Annotated in this window: 1 protein-coding gene; it reads left to right on the top strand. The window is 71.2% G+C overall.

From position 1 onward, the window contains the following. Positions 1 to 204: 204 nt before the first annotated feature. Positions 205 to 20,592, top strand: a complete 20,388-nt coding sequence (locus GR130_RS22700; protein WP_159506394.1) for a type I polyketide synthase — start codon at positions 205 to 207, stop codon at positions 20,590 to 20,592. Positions 20,593 to 20,955 lie beyond the last annotated feature (363 nt).

Genomic DNA, 20,955 nt, shown 5'->3' with positions numbered 1-20,955 from the left:
GATCCGGGGACCGGAAAAACCCTACAAACGGCTCGGCGGGCAGGAGCACGGAGCACGTCGTGAGCATCCCTCCGCTCGCAGAGCGGGCGTCATCTAGGGAAACCCGCAGTCGACCTTGACGAAGATGGCAGGGAAACGGTCGGACGTGCGTGTCGGCGCTCTGTGCCCCAAGTCCGGCATTCCCCCGAGCGATTGGCGTCCTGAATGTCGAACGAGGAGAAGCTGCGCGAGTACCTCAAGCGCGCGATCGCAGACCTTCACGAGACTCGTCAGCAGTTGGACGAGACGGAGGCGAAGCAGCGGGAGCCCATCGCGATCGTCTCGATGGCCTGCCGTCTCCCCGGCGGCGTCCGCTCGCCGGAAGAGCTGTGGGAACTGCTGAGCGGCGGCGTCGACGCGATCTCCTCCTTCCCCCGCAACCGCGGCTGGGACCTGGAGTCGCTCTACCACCCCGACCCGGCCCACCAGGGCACCGCCTACGCGCGCGAGGGCGGATTCCTGCACGACGGGGGCGAGTTCGACCCCGGCTTCTTCGGGATCTCCCCGCGCGAGGCGCTCGCCATGGACCCCCAGCAGCGGCTGCTGCTGGAGACCGCATGGGAAGCCGTCGAACGCGCCGGCATCGACCCGGAATCCCTCGCCGGCAGCCGCACCGGCGTCTTCGTCGGCACCGGCCACGGCGGGTACGACGCCGAGGGGCACAAACGCGCCGACGAGGTCGGCGGACACCTGCTGACCGGCAACCACATCAGCATCGCCTCCGGCCGGATCTCCTACGTCCTGGGTCTGGAAGGCCCCGCACTGACCGTGGACACGGCCTGCTCCTCGTCGCTGGTCGCCCTGCACCTGGCCGCGCACGCGCTGCGGCGCGGCGAGTGCACCATGGCCCTGGTCGGCGGCGCGACCGTGATGTCCACGCCGCAGATGTTCGTCGAGTTTTCCCGGCAGCGCGGCCTGGCCCCCGACGGCCGCTGCAAGCCGTTCGCGGCCGCCGCCGACGGCACCGGCTGGAGCGAGGGCGTCGGGCTGCTGCTCGTCGAGCGGCTCAGCGACGCCGTGCGCAACGGCCACCCCGTACTCGCCGTGCTGCGGGGCTCCGCCGTCAACCAGGACGGCGCGTCCAACGGCCTGACCGCCCCCAACGGCCCTTCGCAGCAACGCGTCATCCGCCAGGCACTGGCCGGCGCGGGCCTGGTCGCCGCGGACATCGACGCGGTGGAGGCCCACGGCACCGGCACCGCCCTCGGCGACCCCGTCGAGGCACACGCCCTCCTGGCCACGTACGGGCAGCAGCGCCCCGTGGACCACCCCGTCCTCATCGGCGCCATGAAGTCCAACATCGGGCACACCCAGGCCGCCGCCGGTATCGCGGGCGTGATGAAGATGGTCCTGGCGATGCGGCACGGGCAACTGCCCAAGACCCTGCACCTGGACGCACCCACCGGGCACGTCGACTGGAGCGAGGGCAACGCCAGGCTTCTCGCGGAGCCCGAACCCTGGCCGGGCACCGGCCGGCCCCGCCGCGCCGCGGTCTCCTCCTTCGGCATCAGCGGCACCAACGCCCACGCCATCCTCGAAGAGGCACCCGCCCCCGAGGCCGAACCGGCCCCCGAGCCGGCCGCCCGGTCCGGCGCGCTGCCCTGGATCCTGTCCGCCCGCACCGAAGGAGCCCTGCGCGCCCAGGCCGAACGCCTCGGCCACCACATACGGGACCGGGCCGACCTCGAACCGGCCGCCGTCGCCCACGCCCTCGTGGACACCCGGACCCTCATGGACCACCGCGCCGTAGTCGTCGCCGACGACCGGGCGGCCTTCCTACGCGGCCTGGACGCCCTGGCCGCGGGCCGCGACACCGCCGGCCTGGTCAGCGGTCTCGCCACCAAGACCACCACCGCGTTCCTCTTCGCCGGGCAGGGCTCCCAGCGCCCGGGCACGGGACGCGAACTGCACGCAGCGCACCCCGCGTTCGCCACCGCCTTCGACGCGGTGTGCGCCGAGATCGACCCGCACCTCGACCGGCCGCTGCGCGACGTCGTCTTCGCCGAGGAAGGCAGCGCCGAGGCCGCCCTGCTCGACCGGACCGCCTACACCCAGGCCGCCCTGTTCGCCCTGGAGACCGCCCTGTTCCGGCTCGCCGAATCCTGGGGCGTGGTGCCCCGGTTCGTCGCCGGACACTCCATCGGCGAGATCACCGCCGCCCACGTCAGCGGCGTCCTCACCCTCCAGGACGCCGCCCGGCTGGTCGCCGCGCGCGGCACCCTCATGCAGGCGCTGCCCGAAGGCGGGGCCATGGTCGCGATCCAGGCCACCGAGGAGGAGATCCGCGAACGACTCGCGGGCCACGAGGACCACGTCGCCCTCGCGGCCGCCAACGGGCCCGACTCCACCGTCATTTCCGGCGACCAACAGGCCGTCACCGAGATCGCGGCCCACTGGGAGGCGCAGGGCCGCCACACCAAGCGCCTCCGGGTCAGCCACGCCTTCCACTCCCCGCACATGGACGGCATGCTGGAGGACTTCCGGCGCGTCGCCCGCGGCCTGACCTTCCACGCCCCCCGTATCCCCGTGGTGTCCACGGTGACCGGTGCCCTGGCCACCGAAGCGGAACTGCGTTCGCCCGACTACTGGGTCAGGCAGGTCCGCGAAACGGTCCGCTTCTGCGCCGCCGTGCGCACCCTCGAAGCCGAGGGCGTCACCGCCTTCGTCGAGATCGGCCCCGGTGGCGTCCTCACCCCCATGGTGCAGGACTGCCTGACCACCCTCGACGGGCCCGTACCCCCTGGCTCCCCTGCTCTCGTATCCCTCCTGCGCACCGGCCGCCCCGAAGTCCCCACCCTCACCGAGGGCATCGCCACCGCCTTCGTGCACGGCGTCCCCGTCGACTGGTCCGCCTGCCTGGACACACCCGACGCCCCCCGCGTGGAACTGCCCACCTACGCCTTCCAACGCCAGTGGTACTGGCTGGACCCCGCCGACCACGACGCGGCCCAGGCGGCCGCCGCGGAGGCGGGCGAGGCCGGGTTCTGGGCAGCCGTCGAACGCGAGGACCTCCAGGAACTGTCGGCCGTCCTGGCCATCGACGGCAGCGAAGCGGACTCCCTCGGCAGCCTCCTGCCCACCCTCTCCTCGTGGCGCAGGCAGCGCCGGACCCAGGCCGCCGCGGACCGCCTCGGCTACCGCACCCACTGGACCCCGCGCACCACCTCCGACGGCCCCGCCGCCACCGGACACTGGCTCGTCGCCCTGCCCGACGGCGCCGCCGACGACCCGTGGACCATCCGCCTGCTCGACGCCCTGCGCGACCACGGCCTGCACACCGACGTCCGCGTACTCCCCGGCACCGACGACCCCGGCGACGCCCTCGCCCGGCCCGACACCCCCGTCGACGGCGTGCTCTGCCTGCTGGCCCTCGACGAGCGCCCCCACCCGCGGCTGCCCTCCGTACCGCGCGGCCTGGCCGCCACCACCGCGCTGCTGCGCGCCCTGGAGGCCGCGGACATCCAGGCACCGCTGTGGAGCGTGACCCGTCGCGCCGTCGCCGTCGACCGGCACGACGCGCTCAACAGCCCTGCCCAAGCGCAGACATGGGGCCTGGGCCGGGTGGCCGCGCTGGAGTTCCCGCAGACCTGGGGCGGACTCGTCGACCTCCCCGAGGACCTGGACGGGCGGGCCGTCGCCGCGCTGCTGAGCGCCCTCGCCTCGGACGAGGACCAGGTCGCGATCCGCCCGTCCGGAACCTTCGCCCGCCGCCTGGAACGGACCGCACCCGGCGGCGAGGCCGAAACCCCATGGAGCACACACGGCACCGTGCTGGTCACCGGCGGCACCGGTGCCCTCGGCACCCACCTCGCCCACTGGCTGGCCGACGCCGGAGCCGAACACCTCGTGCTCACCAGCCGCCGCGGCCCGCAGGCCCCCGGCGCACCCGAACTCGCGGCCGCACTCACCGACCGCGGCGTGAAGGTGACCCTCGCCGCCTGCGACGCCGCCGACCGCGACGCGCTGGCCGCCGTCCTCGCGGACATCCCGCCGCACCTGCCGTTGACCGGCGTCGTGCACGCCGCCGGCGTGCTGGACGACGGCGTGCTGGACGCACTCACCCCCGAGCGCTTCGAGACCGTACTGCGCCCCAAGGCGACCGCCGCGCGGAACCTGCACGAACTCACCCAGGACCTCGACCTGGACCACTTCGTGCTGTTCTCCTCGATCGTCGGCGTCCTGGGCAACGCCGGTCAGGGCAACTACGCCGCCGCAAACGCCTACTTGGACGCCCTCGCCGAGCAGCGCCACCGGCAGGGCCTCCCGGCCACCTCCGTGTCCTGGGGCCCCTGGGCGGGCGACGGCATGGCCGTCGACAGCGATGCCGCCGACCGGATGAGCCGCGACGGACTGCTGCCCATGGCCGCGGCCCCCGCGCTCGCCGCGCTGCGCCAGGCACTCACCCAGGGCATGACGCACGTGACCGTGGCCGACATCGACTGGAGCGCCTACGCCCCCGCGCTGACCGCCGTCCGCCCCAGCCCCCTCATCGGCGACCTTCCCGAGGCCCGCCGCGCGATCCGCCCCGCGGACGGCCCGCGCCGCGAAGGCTCCCCCCTGCGCGACCGGATCGGCGCACTGCCGCCCGCCGAACAGGAACAGGCGTTCCTGACCATGGTCAGGGAAGAGGCCGCGAAGGCCCTCGGCCACCCCTCGCCGGACACCGTCGACGCCCAACGCGCCTTCCGCGAGCAGGGATTCGACTCGCTGATGGCGGTCGACCTGCGCAACCGGCTCTCCGCCGCGACGGGCCTGCGGCTGCCCGCCACCCTGCTCTTCGACCACCCCAGCGCCGTCGCGGTCGCCGCATACCTGCGCACCGAGGTCCTGGGCACGGCGGGCCCCGCCACGGTCGTGCAGGCGTCGGCCGCCGCCCTCGACGAGCCGGTGGCGATCGTCGGCATGGCCTGCCACTTCCCCGGCGGCGTGGACTCGTCCGAGGCCCTGTGGCGGCTGCTCGCCGAGGGCGGCGACGCCATCACCGCCATGCCCACCGACCGCGGCTGGGACCTGGACCGGCTCTACCACCCCGACCCCGACCACCAGGGCACCAGTTACGCCCGCGACGGCGGCTTCCTGTCCGACGTGGCCGGCTTCGACGCCGACTTCTTCGGCATCTCGCCGCGCGAGGCCCTCGCCATGGACCCCCAGCAGCGACTGCTCCTGGAGACCACCTGGGAGGTGCTCGAACAGGCCGGCATCGACCCGGAGTCCCTCCGGGGCAGCAGCACCGGCGTCTTCGCGGGCACCAACACCCAGGACTACGGGGCGGTCCTGGACACCGCACAGGACGAGGCGGGCGGGCACCGGCTCACCGGCAACGCCATGAGCGTCGTCTCCGGCCGGGTCTCCTACACCTTCGGCTTCGAAGGACCCGCCGTCACGGTGGACACCGCGTGCTCTTCCTCGCTGGTGGCCCTGCACATGGCGGCGCAGGCGCTGCGGGCGGGCGAGTGCTCGCTGGCGGTCGCCGGCGGCGTGACAGTGATGTCCACCCCGTCCTTCTTCGTGGAGTTCGCCCGGCAACGCGGCCTGGCGCCCGATGGCCGCTGCAAGCCGTTCGCGGCCGCCGCCGACGGCACCGGCTGGAGCGAGGGCGTCGGCCTGCTGCTGGTGGAGCGGCTCAGCGACGCCGTGCGCAACGGCCACCAGGTGCTCGCCGTCGTACGCGGCTCGGCCGTCAACCAGGACGGCGCGTCCAACGGCCTGAGCGCACCCAGCGGTCCGTCCCAGCAGCGGGTGATCCGCCAGGCACTGGCCAACGCCCGACTGACCGCCGCCGACGTGGACGCCGTGGAGGCGCACGGCACCGGCACCACGCTCGGTGACCCGATCGAGGCCCAGGCGCTGCTGGCCACCTATGGTCAGGAGCGTCCGGTGGAGCGGCCGTTGCTGCTGGGCGCGGTGAAGTCCAACCTCGGGCACACCCAGGCCGCCGCCGGTGTGGCGGGCGTGATCAAGATGGTGCTGGCGATGCGGTACGGAGTGCTGCCGCGCACCCTGCACGTCGACGAGCCCACCGGCCACGTCGACTGGACCGCGGGCGCGGTCGAACTGCTCACCGAGAACACCGACTGGCCCGAGACCGACCGTCCCCGCCGCGCCGCCGTCTCCGCGTTCGGCATCAGCGGAACCAACGCGCACGTGGTCCTGGAAATGCCCCCGGCCCCCCGACCCGAGCTGCCCACCACCGCCCCCGAAGGGACGGTACCGCTGCTGCTCTCCGCCAAGAGCGAGAGCGCCCTGCGTGCCCAGGCGGCCCGGCTGCGCTCCCACCTCGACCGCGAACCCACGCCCCGGCTCACCGACGCCGCCCACACGCTGACGACCCACCGCACGGCCTTCGCCCACCGCGCGGCCGTCCGCGCCGACGACCACGGCGACGCGCTGCGCGCCCTGACCGCACTGGCCACGGGCGAGGCCGACCCCGCAGTGGACACCGGCACCGCCCACACCGGCCGGGACGCCTTCCTCTTCTCCGGCCAGGGTTCGCAACGCCTCGGCATGGGACGGGAGTTGTATGACCGCTATCCGGTGTTCGCCGAGGCGTTCGACGCGGTGTGCGCCGCACTGGACGAGCACCTGGACCGGCCCCTGCGCGAGGTCGTCTGGGGCACGGACGCGGAGCTGCTGAACCAGACCGCCTACGCCCAGGCGTCCCTGTTCGCCATCGAGGTTGCGCTGTACCGCCTGGCGGAGTCGTGGGGCGTGCGCACCGACTTCGTGGCCGGGCACTCCGTCGGGGAGATCGCCGCCGCTCACGTCGCCGGGGTGTTCTCGCTCACTGATGCCTGTGTGTTGGTGGCGGCGCGGGGTCGGTTGATGCAGGCGTTGCCGGTCGGTGGTGCGATGGTGGCGGTGCGGGCGACGGAGGAGGAGGTGCGTGCGCGGCTGGTCGGCGGTGTGGCGATCGCTGCGGTCAACGGTCCGTCGTCGGTTGTCGTCTCCGGTGTGGAGGAGGCGGTGCTTGCCGTTGCCGCGTATTTCGAGGGTGAGGGTCGCAAGACCAGTCGGCTGCGGGTCTCGCAGGCCTTCCACTCCCCGCTGATGGAACCGATGCTTGCCGACTTCCGCGCCGTCGCCGCGGAACTGTCCTACGGCGAGCCGCAGTTGGCCGTCGTCTCGAACGTCACCGGCGAACTCGCCACCCCAGAGCAACTGCGCACACCCGAATACTGGGTGACCCACGTCCGCGAGGCCGTGCGGTTCGCCGACGGGATCGGCGCCCTCTCCGCCCAGGGCGTGACGCGGTTCCTCGAACTCGGCCCGGACGGAACGCTCGCGGCCATGGCCCGCGAGTCGCTCCCCGACAGCGGTGATGCCGCCGACCGGGAGGCGCCCGACGAGACCGTCCTCGTCCCCGCCCTGCGCCGGGATCGCCCCGAGGCGGCAACACTCCTCGCGGCCCTCACCCGACTGCACGTGCACGGCGCCGCGATCGACTGGGCCGCATACCTCGTCGGCCGGGACGCGCACACCGTCGACCTGCCGACGTACGCCTTCCAGCACCAGCGGTTCTGGCCGACCCCCGACCACACCCGGACCGGGGACATCGGTGCCGTCGGCCTCGAAGCTGCCGGACACCCGCTGCTGAGCGCCGCCGTGGAACTGCCCGACGGCGACGGCGTGCTGTTCACCACGCGGCTGTCGCTCGCCTCCCACCCGTGGCTGGCCGGGCACGTCGTGATGGGCTCGGTCCTGCTGCCGGGCACGGCGTTCGCCGAACTCGCGATCCGCGCCGCCGACGAGGTGGGCTGCGACCGCATCGACGAACTGACTCTGGCCGCCCCGCTCGTCCTGCCCGAACGAGGCGGCGTGCACCTCCAACTGCACGTGGGACCGGCCGACGAGGCCGGCCGCCGCACCTTCAGTGCGCGCTCCAGGACGGACGGCGACGGCGACCGCCCATGGACGCAGCACGCCACCGGCGTACTCGCCACCGGCCCGCAACCGGCCCCGGAGGACGTCGACTTCACCTCGGCGTCCTGGCCACCCGCCGACGCCGAACCCGTCGACCTGACCGACTTCTACCCCCGCCTGGCCGACCGCGGATTCGACTACGGCCCGCACTTCCAGGGCCTGCAGACCGCATGGCGCCGAGGCGACGTGGTCTTCGCCGAAGTCGCCCTGCCCGCCGTGGCCGAAGACGACGCGCCCGCCTACGGCCTGCACCCGGCGCTGCTCGACGCGGCCCTGCACGTCGTCACCTTCAACGGAATCGACCAACAGGTCGTGCCGTTCTCCTGGGAGGGCGTCTCGCTGCACGCCTCCGGCGCCGCGACGGTCCGCGTCCGGGTTACCCGGCACGGCAACGACACGGTGTCCGTCGACGTCGCCGACACCGCGGGCGAACCCGTAGCCACCATCGGCGCCCTCGTCCTGCGGACGGTCTCCGCCGACCAGTGGCACAGCGACCCCGACCCGGTCGCCCGCGACGCGCTGTTCCGCCTCCAGTGGAACCCCGTACACCTGCCCCAGGCCGGCGCGGAGACCGTCGCCGCGATCGGCTTCCCCACGGGCCCGACCGCCCAGTGGCCGGCGGACGTGGTCGAGCACCACACGGACTTGGACGCCCTGGCCGCATCCGCCCGTACGCCCGGTGCGGTGCTGATGCCGGTGCCTGCCGGCACTGCCGAGTCCGTCGGCACGGTGGAGTCCGTTCACGCGGCTACGGCGTGGGCGTTGGAGGTGATTCAGTCGTGGCTGGTCGATGACCGGTTTGCTGCGTCGCGTCTGGTGTTCGTGACGCATGGTGCGGTGTCCGGTGTGGATCTTGCGGGTGCTGCGGTGTGGGGTCTGGTGCGGTCGGCCCAGTCGGAGCATCCGGGTCGTTTCGGTCTGGTGGATCTGGACGGTGAGGCCGAAATGGGGCTTCTGCCTCGGGCGTTGGCGTCGGATGAGCCGCAGCTGGCGCTGCGTGGTGGTGAGGTGCTGGTGCCGCGGTTGGTGCGTGCCGAGGTGCGGGGGGCTCATGTTTGGGATGTGTCGGGCACGGTTTTGATCACGGGTGGTACGGGTGGTCTGGGGCGTGTGGTGGCTCGGCATGTGGTGGCTGAGCATGGGGTGCGGAGTCTGTTGCTGGTGAGCCGTCGTGGTCCGGCCGCGGAGGGGGCTGAGGAGCTGGTCGCCGAGCTTCGGGACTGCGGTGCCGAGGTAGTGGTGGAGGCGTGCGATGTCACGGATGCGGTGGCTGTGGCGGACTTGATCGGTCGTCATGCTGTGTCGGCTGTGGTGCATACGGCGGGTGTGTTGGATGACGGTGTGGTGGAGTCGTTGACGCCGGGGCGGTTGGCTGCGGTGTTGCGTCCGAAGGTGGATGCGGCCTGGAATCTCCACGAGGCGACCAAGGGCATAGAGCTTGACGCGTTTGTGGTGTTCTCGTCGGTGGCGGGCACGATCGGTAGTCCCGGTCAGGCCAACTATGCTGCGGGCAACGCCTTCTTGGACGGATTGGCGCGTCACCGTCGTGCGGTGGGGCTTGCGGCGACGTCGTTGGCGTGGGGCCCGTGGTCCCAGGACAGCGGTATGACCGGTACGCTCACCGATGCCGACCTGCAGCGCATGGCCCGTCAGGGCATGCCACCGCTGTCTGCCGAGCAGGGCGTGGCACTCTTCGACGCCGCACTGGCGGCCGAAGGTGCCGAACTACTCCCCGTGCGCTTCGACTTGGCGGGACTGCGCGAGCAGGGAGAGGTGCCCCCCTTGCTGCGCGGTCTGATCCGGACCCGCGCCCGGCGCTCGGCGGTGGCCGACTCGGCCGCGGCCGCCGGCCTGCTGGGGCGTCTGTCCGGACTCGGCACGGCGGAACGGCGTGAGGCACTGCTGGACTTGGTGCGCGCCCAGATCGCCGTGGTCCTGGGTCACGCGAGCCCGGAGACCGTCGATCCGGACCGGGCCTTCCAGGACCTCGGTTTCGACTCGCTGACCGCGGTCGAACTCCGCAACCGGCTCAACACGGCGAGCGGCATGCGCCTTTCGGCCACCGCGGTCTTCGACTACCCCACGGCCGGCACGCTCGTCGACTTCCTGCTGGCCGAGTTGTTCGGCGCGCAGGGGGAGGCCGAGGCGTCGGTGAGGGTGCCGTCGCTGGTGGCGGCGGCCGACGACCCGGTGGTGATCGTCGGCATGAGCTGCCGCTACCCGGGCGGCGTCGCCTCTCCCGAGGACCTCTGGCGGTTGGTGTCCGAGGGCGTGGACGCGGTGTCCGACTTCCCCACCGACCGCGGTTGGGACGTGGAAAGTCTCTACAACCCGGACCCTGAGGCGCTTGGCACCTCGTACTCCCGCTCCGGAGGATTCCTCCACGAGGCACCGGAGTTCGACCCGGAGTTCTTCGGGATGAGCCCGCGGGAGGCGCTGGCGACGGACTCGCAGCAGCGGCTGCTGCTGGAGACGACCTGGGAGGCCATCGAGCGGACGGGCATCGACCCGACGTCGCTACGCGGCAGCCGGACGGGTGTCTTCGCAGGCGTGATGTACACCGATTACGAAGACCTCCTCGTAGGCGACCAGTTCGAGGGATTCCGCAGCAACGGCAGCGCGGCCAGTATCGCCTCCGGCCGGGTGTCGTACACCTTCGGTTTCGAGGGTCCGGCGGTCACGGTGGATACGGCGTGCTCGTCGTCGTTGGTGGCGTTGCATCTGGCGGCGCAGGCGTTGCGGGCGGGTGAGTGCTCGCTGGCGCTCGCCGGCGGCGTGACGGTGATGTCCACCCCGACGACGTTTGTGGAGTTCTCGCGGCAGCGCGGACTGGCCGCCGATGGGCGTTGCAAGGCGTTCGCGGATGCGGCCGACGGTGTCGGTTGGGGCGAGGGCGCGGGCATGCTCGTGCTGGAGCGTCTGTCGGATGCGCGTCGTCTGGGGCACCGGGTGTTGGCGGTGGTGCGTGGTTCCGCGGTGAATCAGGATGGTGCGTCGAATGGTCTGACGGCGCCGAACGGTCCGTCGCAGCAGCGGGTGATCCGCCAGGCACTGGCCAATGCCCGACTGACCGCCGCCGACGTGGACGCCGTGGAGGCGCACGGCACCGGCACCACGCTCGGTGACCCGATCGAGGCCCAGGCGCTGCTGGCCACCTACGGCCGGGAGCGTCCTGCGGATCGGCCGTTGCTGTTGGGTTCGGTCAAGTCGAACATCGGCCATGCGCAGGCGGCGTCGGGTGTCGCGGGGATCATCAAGATGGTGTTGGCGATGGGGCACGGTGTGCTGCCGCGGACGCTGCACGTTGATGCTCCGTCCAGGCATGTGGACTGGAGTGCGGGCTCGGTGGAGTTGTTGACCTCTGCGACCGAGTGGCCACAGGGGGAGGGACCGCGCCGCGCGGGCGTCTCCTCGTTCGGCGTCAGTGGCACGAACGCGCACGTGATCCTGGAGCAGCCCGAGCCGGTCGCGGACGACGCCATACCGGAGGAGGCCGAGGACGAGCCCGGCGCGTCGGCGTGGGTGCTCTCCGGCAGAAGCGAGGCCGCGCTGCGCTGCCAGGCGGCACGCCTGCTTTCCCTGGTCGCCGGCCGCGAAACGCTGTCCGCGCGGCACATCGGCCACTCTCTGGTGACGGGACGGTCCAGCTTCCAAAACCGTGCGGTGGTGTGGGGCCAGGACCGCGAAGCGCTGGTGCGCGCCCTGTCCGCGCTCGCGGTGGGTGAGTCCGACGCCGGCCTGGCGGAGGGCCCGTCGGGCACAGGGAAGACCGCCTTCCTCTTCTCCGGGCAGAGTTCGCAACGTCTGGGTATGGGGCGGGAGTTGTATGACCGCTATCGGGTGTTCGCGGAGGCGTTCGACGCGGTGTGCGCCGCACTGGACGAGCACCTGGACCGGCCCCTGCGCGAGGTCGTCTGGGGTACGGACGCGGAGCTGCTGAACCAGACCGCCTACGCCCAGGCGTCCCTGTTCGCCATCGAGGTTGCGCTGTACCGCCTGGCGGAGTCGTGGGGCGTGCGCACCGACTTCGTGGCCGGGCACTCCGTCGGGGAGATCGCCGCCGCTCACGTCGCCGGGGTGTTCTCGCTCACTGATGCCTGTGTGTTGGTGGCGGCGCGGGGTCGGTTGATGCAGGCGTTGCCGGTCGGTGGTGCGATGGTGGCGGTGCGGGCGACGGAGGAGGAGGTGCGTGCGCGGCTGGTCGGCGGTGTGGCGATCGCTGCGGTCAACGGTCCGTCGTCGGTTGTCGTCTCCGGTGTGGAGGAGGCGGTGCTTGCCGTTGCCGCGTATTTCGAGGGTGAGGGTCGCAAGACCAGTCGGCTGCGGGTCTCGCACGCCTTCCACTCCCCGCTGATGGAACCGATGCTGGAGGAGTTCCGTGCCGTGGTGGCCCGACTGTCCTTCGGCACCCCGACGATCCCGGTCGTTTCCAACCTGACGGGCCGACTCGCCGAGCCCGAACAGCTCGCGCAGGCCGACTACTGGGTCCGGCACGTCCGCGAAGCGGTGCGCTTCGCGGACGGAATACGGGCCCTGCGGACGGAAGGCGTGACACGCTTCCTCGAACTCGGCCCGGACGGTGCGCTCTCGGCGATGGCCCGGGAGTCGGCACCGGACGACGCCGTGCTCGCTCCCGTACTGCGCAAGGACCGGCCCGAGGAGACGGCACTGCTGGGCGCCCTGGCACAGCTGTACGTCCGGGGCGCGAGCGTGGACTGGGCAGCCCTGTTCACCGGTGTGGGTGCGCGGTGGGTGGATTTGCCGACGTATGCGTTCCAGCGTGAGCGGTTCTGGCCGTCGGGTGGGGTTGTGCGTGTGGGTGATGTGCGGTCGGTGGGTTTGGGTTCGGTTGGGCATCCGTTGTTGGGTGCGGTGGTGGAGCTGGCTGGTTCTGGTGGGTTGTTGTTCACGGGGCGGTTGTCGTTGTCGTCGCATCCGTGGTTGGCGGATCATGTGGTGTTGGGGTCGGTGTTGGTGCCGGGGACGGCGTTGGTGGAGTTGGTGTTGTGGGCGGCCGGTGAGGTCGGGTGTGGTGTGGTGGAGGAGTTGACGCTTGCGGCGCCGTTGGTGTTGCCGGTGTCGGGTGGTGGTGTGCAGGTGCAGGTGTGGGTGGGGGAGTTGGAGGGGGGTGGTCGCCGGTCGGTGTCGGTGCATGCGCGTGTGGGTGAGGGTCCGTGGACGTTGCATGCCAGTGGTGCGGTGGCTTTGGGGGCGGAGGTGGTTTCTTTTGATGCTGCGGTGTGGCCTCCGCGGGGTGCGGAGCGGGTGGAGGTGGCGGATTGCTATGACCGTCTCGCTGATGCTGGGTTGATGTATGGGCCGGCTTTCCAGGGTTTGTTGGCGGCCTGGCGGCTTGGTGAGGAGGTGTATGCGGAGGTGGGGTTGCCTGAGGGGGTGGATGGTGCTGGTTATGGGCTGCACCCTGCGCTCTTCGATGCTGCGTTGCATGTGGCGGCGCTGGGGGGTGCGGAGGCTGGGGCTGTTCCCTTCTCGTGGGGTGGGGTTTGTCTGCATGCGTCTGGTGCTTCGCGGGTGCGTGTCCGGGTCCGCACCGCGGGTGGTGTGTTGTCGGTCGCGATCGCGGATTCGGCCGGTGTGCCGGTGGCGTCGGTGGAGTCGCTGGTGGTGCGTCCGCTCTCGGCCGGGCAGTTGCAGGCCGCTGAACGGGACACCCTCTTCACGGTCGACTGGGTCCCCGTACCGCTCACGGACGACCGCGTCGAGCTCGGCACCGGCCCGGAGGGCGAGCCGTTGCGGACGTACCCGGAAGCAGCTTCCCTGACCGAGGCACCGATGCCCGGAACCTTCCTGGTCGCGGTGCCTGCCGGCACTGCCGACTCCATCGGCACGGTGGAGTCCGTTCACGCGGCTACGGCTTGGGCGTTGGAGGTGATTCAGTCGTGGCTGGTCGATGACCGGTTTGCTGCGTCGCGTCTGGTGTTCGTGACGCGTGGTGCGGTGTCCGGTGTGGATCTTGCGGGTGCTGCGGTGTGGGGTCTGGTGCGGTCGGCTCAGTCGGAGCATCCGGGTCGTTTCGGACTGGTGGACTTGGACGGTGACGCCGATGTTGCCGTGTTGGCGCAGGGGCTTGCGACCGACGAGCCCGAGCTGCTGGTGCGTGGTGGTGAGGTGCTGGCGCCGCGGCTGGCCCGTGCCGAGGTGCGGGGGGCTCATGTTTGGGATGTGTCGGGCACGGTTTTGATCACGGGTGGTACGGGTGGTCTGGGGCGTGTGGTGGCTCGGCATGTGGTGGCTGAGCATGGGGTGCGGAGTCTGCTGTTGGTGAGCCGTCGTGGTCCGGCCGCGGAGGGGGTTGGGGAGCTGGTCGCCGAGCTTCGGGACTGTGGTGCCGAGGTTGTGGTGGAGGCGTGTGATGTCACGGATGCGGTGGCTGTGGCGGACTTGATCGGTCGTCATGCTGTGTCGGCTGTGGTGCATACGGCGGGTGCGTTGGATGACGGTGTGGTGGAGTCGTTGACGCCGGGGCGGTTGGCTGCGGTGTTGCGTCCGAAGGTGGATGGGGCCTGGAATCTCCACGAGGCGACCAGGGATCAGGACTTGGACGCGTTTGTGGTGTTCTCGTCGGTGGCGGGCACGATCGGTAGTCCCGGTCAGGCCAACTATGCTGCGGGCAACGCCTTCTTGGACGGGCTGGCGCGTCACCGTCGTGGGGTGGGGTTGGCGGCGACGTCGTTGGCGTGGGGCCCGTGGTCCCAGGACAGCGGTATGACCGGTACGCTCACCGATGCCGACCTGCAGCGCATCGCCCGTCAGGGGATGCCACCGCTGTCTGCCGAGCAGGGCGTGGCACTCTTCGACGCCGCGCTCGCCACCACCGAACCCATGGCGCTCCCCGTGCGCCTGGATCTGGCGGCGCTACGCGCCCAAGGCGAGCCCCAGCCACTGCTGCGCGGCCTGATCCGGACGCGGACCCGCAGGTCCGGCGCCGTCGCGGCAACCGGCATCGTGCAGCGCCTGACCGGGCTGTCCACGGCGGAGCGCCGCGAGGCGTTGCTGGACCTCGTACGCGGCCAGATCGCGACGGTCCTGGGTCACGCGAGCCCGGAAACGGTCGCTCCGGACCGGGCCTTCCAGGACCTCGGTTTCGACTCGCTGACCGCGGTCGAACTCCGCAACCAGCTGGGCAAGGCCACCGGACTGCGGCTCCCGGCCACGACCGTGTTCGACTACCCGACCGCCGAGGCCCTGGCGGGCCACCTCCTGGACGAGCTGTTCGGCGCGGAGTCGGAGACGGAGACCGGGACGCCCCTACCGGTCTCCGCCCTCCCGTCCCTGGCGGACGACCCGGTGGTGATCGTCGGCATGAGTTGCCGCTTCCCGGGCGGTGTCGGCTCGCCCGAGGATCTGTGGCGGCTGGTGTCGGAGGGAGTGGACGCCATCTCGGACTTCCCGACCGACCGGGGCTGGGAGATCCCGGACACCGACGACCCTGAGCAGGAGGGCGCCGTCGCCACCCGCTCCGGTGGGTTCCTCTATGACGCCGCGGAGTTCGACCCGGAGTTCTTCGGGATGAGTCCCCGGGAGGCGTTGACGACGGACTCGCAGCAGCGGCTGCTGCTGGAGACGACCTGGGAGGCGCTGGAGCGCGCCGGAATGGACCCGGCCGCCCTGCGGGGCAGCCGGACGGGTGTCTTCGCCGGCGTTATGTACCACGACTACTCGACGCTGCTCTCGGGGCGCGAGTTCGAGGGCTACCAGGGCAGCGGCAGCGCGGGCAGCGTCGCCTCCGGCCGGGTGTCGTACACCTTCGGTTTCGAGGGTCCGGCGGTCACGGTGGATACGGCGTGCTCGTCGTCGTTGGTGGCGTTGCATCTGGCGGCGCAGGCGTTGCGGGCGGGTGAGTGCTCGCTGGCGCTCGCCGGCGGCGTGACGGTGATGTCGACGCCGCTGACCTTTGTGGAGTTCTCGCGGCAGCGCGGACTGGCCGCCGATGGGCGTTGCAAGGCGTTCGCGGATGCGGCCGACGGTGTCGGTTGGGGTGAGGGCGCGGGAATCCTGGTGCTGGAGCGTCTGTCGGATGCGCGTCGTCTGGGGCACCGGGTGTTGGCGGTGGTGCGTGGTTCCGCGGTGAATCAGGATGGTGCGTCGAATGGTCTGACGGCGCCGAACGGTCCGTCGCAGCAGCGGGTGATCCGGCAGGCGTTGGCCAGTGCGGGGTTGGCCGCGGCGGATGTCGACGCGGTCGAGGCGCACGGTACGGGTACGACGTTGGGTGACCCGATCGAGGCCCAGGCGCTGCTGGCCACCTATGGTCAGGAGCGTCCTGCGGATCGGCCGTTGCTGTTGGGTTCGGTCAAGTCGAACATCGGTCATGCGCAGGCGGCGTCGGGTGTCGCGGGGATCATCAAGATGGTGTTGGCGATGGGGCACGGTGTGCTGCCGCGGACGTTGCACGTTGATGCTCCGTCCAGGCATGTGGACTGGAGTGCGGGCTCGGTGGAGTTGTTGACCTCTGCGACCGAGTGGCCGCAGGGGGAGGGACCGCGCCGCGCGGGCGTCTCCTCGTTCGGGATCAGTGGCACGAACGCGCACGTGATCCTGGAGCAGCCCGAGCCGACCACGGACGCGACCGAGCCGGACGAGGCCGACGACGCGGCGGCGGGGGCCGAGGTTCCCGTGCTGCTGTCGGCCCGGAGCGAGCCGGCGTTGCGGGCCCAGGCGGCCCGACTGCTGTCCCGCCTGTCCGACGGAGAACCGGGGGCGCGGATCACCGACGTCGCCCACGCACTTGCGAGGGGCCGCTCGGCGTTCACCCACCGCGCGGTGATCCTGGCCGCGAACCGGGAGGAACTGCTGCGCTCGTTGTCCGCCCTCGCCGAGGGCCGCAGCGAGCCCGCCGTCGTGGCCCAGGACCGGACCCGCACCGGCAAGCTGGCCTTCCTCTTCTCCGGGCAGGGTTCGCAGCGCCTGGGTATGGGGCGGGAGTTGTATGACCGCTATCGGGTGTTCGCGGAGGCGTTCGACGGGGTGTGCGCCGCCTTGGACGAGCACCTGGACCGGCCTCTGCGGGACGTCGTCTGGGGTACGGACGCGGAGCTGCTGAATCAGACCGCCTACGCCCAGGCGTCCCTGTTCGCGGTCGAGGTTGCACTGTTCCGCCTGTTGGAGTCCTGGCACGTGCGCCCGGACCACCTGCTGGGGCACTCCGTCGGGGAGATCGCCGCCGCTCACGTCGCCGGGGTGTTCTCGCTCACTGATGCCTGTGTGTTGGTGGCGGCGCGGGGTCGGTTGATGCAGGCGTTGCCGGTCGGTGGTGCGATGGTGGCGGTGCGGGCGACGGAGGAGGAGGTGCGTGCGCGGCTGGTCGGCGGTGTGGCGATCGCTGCGGTCAACGGTCCGTCGTCGGTTGTCGTCTCCGGTGTGGAGGAGGCGGTGCTTGCCGTTGCCGCGTATTTCGAGGGTGAGGGTCGCAAGACCAGTCGGCTGCGGGTCTCGCACGCCTTCCACTCCCCGCTGATGGAACCGATGCTTGCCGACTTCCGCGCCGTCGCCGCGGAACTGTCCTACGGCCAGCCGCAGTTGGCCGTCGTCTCGAACGTCACCGGCGAGCCCGCCGCCGCGGAACAGCTGTGCTCCGCGGAGTACTGGGTCAGCCACGTCCGCGAGGCCGTGCGGTTCGCCGACGGCGTCGGCGTGCTGCGTGAACAGGGCGTCTCTGCGTTCCTGGAGCTCGGTCCCGACGGCTCCCTCTCCGCGCTCGCCGCGGAGTCCGCCGCGGACGAGTCGGTACTGGCACCCGTACTGCGCAAGGACCGTCCCGAGGCATCGGCCCTGCTCACGGCCGTGGCACGACTGCATGCCCACGGCGTGCCGGTCGACTGGTCCACCGTCATCGCCGGTGTGGGTGCGCGGTGGGTGGATTTGCCGACGTATGCGTTCCAGCGTGAGCGGTTCTGGCCGTCGGGTGGGGTTGTGCGTGTGGGTGATGTGCGGTCGGTGGGTTTGGGTTCGGTTGGGCATCCGTTGTTGGGTGCGGTGGTGGAGCTGGCTGGTTCTGGTGGGTTGTTGTTCACGGGGCGGTTGTCGTTGTCGTCGCATCCGTGGTTGGCGGATCATGTGGTGTTGGGGTCGGTGTTGGTGCCGGGGACGGCGTTGGTGGAGTTGGTGTTGTGGGCGGCCGGTGAGGTCGGGTGTGGTGTGGTGGAGGAGTTGACGCTTGCGGCGCCGTTGGTGTTGCCGGTGTCGGGTGGTGGTGTGCAGGTGCAGGTGTGGGTGGGGGAGTTGGAGGGGGGTGGTCGCCGGTCGGTGTCGGTGCATGCGCGTGTGGGTGAGGGTCCGTGGACGTTGCATGCCAGTGGTGCGGTGGCTTTGGGGGCGGAGGTGGTTTCTTTTGATGCTGCGGTGTGGCCTCCGCGGGGTGCGGAGCGGGTGGAGGTGGCGGATTGCTATGACCGTCTCGCTGATGCTGGGTTGATGTATGGGCCGGCTTTCCAGGGTTTGTTGGCGGCCTGGCGGCTTGGTGAGGAGGTGTATGCGGAGGTGGGGTTGCCTGAGGGGGTGGATGGTGCTGGTTATGGGCTGCACCCTGCGCTCTTCGATGCTGCGTTGCATGTGGCGGCGCTGGGGGGTGCGGAGGCTGGGGCTGTTCCCTTCTCGTGGGGTGGGGTTTGTCTGCATGCGTCTGGTGCTTCGCGGGTGCGTGTCCGGGTCCGCACCGCGGGTGGTGTGTTGTCGGTCGCGATCGCGGATTCGGCCGGTGTGCCGGTGGCGTCGGTGGAGTCGCTGGTGGTGCGTCCGCTCTCGGCCGGGCAGTTGCAGGCCGCTGAACGGGACACCCTCTTCACGGTCGACTGGGTCCCCGTACCGCTCACGGACGACCGCGTCGAGCTCGGCACCGGCCCGGAGGGCGAGCCGTTGCGGACGTACCCGGAAGCAGCTTCCCTGACCGAGGCACCGATGCCCGGAACCTTCCTGGTCGCGGTGCCTGCCGGCACTGCCGACTCCATCGGCACGGTGGAGTCCGTTCACGCGGCTACGGCTTGGGCGTTGGAGGTGATTCAGTCGTGGCTGGTCGATGACCGGTTTGCTGCGTCGCGTCTGGTGTTCGTGACGCGTGGTGCGGTGTCCGGTGTGGATCTTGCGGGTGCTGCGGTGTGGGGTCTGGTGCGGTCGGCTCAGTCGGAGCATCCGGGTCGTTTCGGACTGGTGGACTTGGACGGTGACGCCGATGTTGCCGTGTTGGCGCAGGGGCTTGCGACCGACGAGCCCGAGCTGCTGGTGCGTGGTGGTGAGGTGCTGGCGCCGCGGCTGGCCCGTGCCGAGGTGCGGGGGGCTCATGTTTGGGATGTGTCGGGCACGGTTTTGATCACGGGTGGTACGGGTGGTCTGGGGCGTGTGGTGGCTCGGCATGTGGTGGCTGAGCATGGGGTGCGGAGTCTGCTGTTGGTGAGCCGTCGTGGTCCGGCCGCGGAGGGGGTTGGGGAGCTGGTCGCCGAGCTTCGGGACTGTGGTGCCGAGGTTGTGGTGGAGGCGTGTGATGTCACGGATGCGGTGGCTGTGGCGGACTTGATCGGTCGTCATGCTGTGTCGGCTGTGGTGCATACGGCGGGTGCGTTGGATGACGGTGTGGTGGAGTCGTTGACGCCGGGGCGGTTGGCTGCGGTGTTGCGTCCGAAGGTGGATGGGGCCTGGAATCTCCACGAGGCGACCAGGGATCAGGACTTGGACGCGTTTGTGGTGTTCTCGTCGGTGGCGGGCACGATCGGTAGTCCCGGTCAGGCCAACTATGCTGCGGGCAACGCCTTCTTGGACGGGCTGGCGCGTCACCGTCGTGGGGTGGGGTTGGCGGCGACGTCGTTGGCGTGGGGCCCGTGGTCCCAGGACAGCGGTATGACCGGTACGCTCACCGATGCCGACCTGCAGCGCATCGCCCGTCAGGGGATGCCACCGCTGTCTGCCGAGCAGGGCGTGGCACTCTTCGACGCCGCGCTCGCCACCACCGAACCCATGGCGCTCCCCGTGCGCCTGGATCTGGCGGCGCTACGCGCCCAAGGCGAGCCCCAGCCACTGCTGCGCGGCCTGATCCGGACCCCTGGTCGCCGCACGGCCGCGGCGGACGGCGACGCCGCGGCCGCTTTCGCCCAGCGCCTGGCCGGCCTATCGGCGGCAGAGGGGCGCGAGGTCGTACTGGACGCCGTACGAGCCCAGGTCGCGGCGGTTCTCGGGCACACCGGAGGCACGGAAATCGACCAGGACCGTGCGTTCCTGGACCTGGGTTTCGACTCCCTGACCGCGGTCGAACTCCGCAACCGCCTGAGCGCCCTCACCGGAATCCGCCTGCCGGCGACCCTGCTCTTCGACCACCCGACCCCGGCGGAACTCGTCGATCACGTCCATGCCCGGATCGCCCCCGATCCCTCTTCCGGCCCGGAGGCGCTCCTCGGCGAACTCAAGAGGCTGGAGAAGACCTTCGGCGGACTCGACGTCACGGCGGAGGTCCACAAGCAGATAGCCGGCCGCCTGGAGGTCCTCACCGCGAAGTGGAACGCCCTGCGGGACAACGGCGGGGCAGTCGGGCACGACGAGTCCTCGCCTGACGGCGACTTCGACTTCGAGTCCGCCTCCGACGATGAGGTCTTCGACCTCCTCGACAACGAACTCGGCCTGTCCTGAGCCGACGGGCCGGCCGGTACTGATATCTCCCGGACAGTACCGGCCGGTTTGCACGCACCGACAACTGTGCGCCACCGGAAAGCCCGGCGGCGCACAGTGCTGTGTGGCGATGGATGCCGGGCACGGGCAGCTCTCGTACCGGCCCGGGGCGCAGTCCGTCGCGTGATGTCGCGTGATGGGGACGGGAATCGGCTCTGGTCCGCAGGTGGATCCGTCGGAGGCGCTGTCGGGTAACGGCGCGGAATGTCAGGGGAGTTGTGCGATGGCGCCATGCCTCGTCGCGGGCTCGATCGCAACGGGTTCCGCACCGCACCGTTCCGCGAGCGGGCGTCGCCAGGTCAGGCCGGTTTCGCGCCCAGGGGC

The sequence above is a fragment of the Streptomyces sp. GS7 genome, from assembly GCF_009834125.1.
In the GTDB taxonomy this organism is placed as follows: Bacteria; Actinomycetota; Actinomycetes; order Streptomycetales; family Streptomycetaceae; genus Streptomyces.
This window is presented reverse-complemented; position numbering and strand designations above follow the sequence as displayed.

Coding starts and splice junctions, on each gene's coding strand:
- GR130_RS22700 (WP_159506394.1), top strand. CDS start 205: ATGTCGAACGAGGAGAAGCTGCGCGAGTACCTCAAGCGCGCGATCGCA.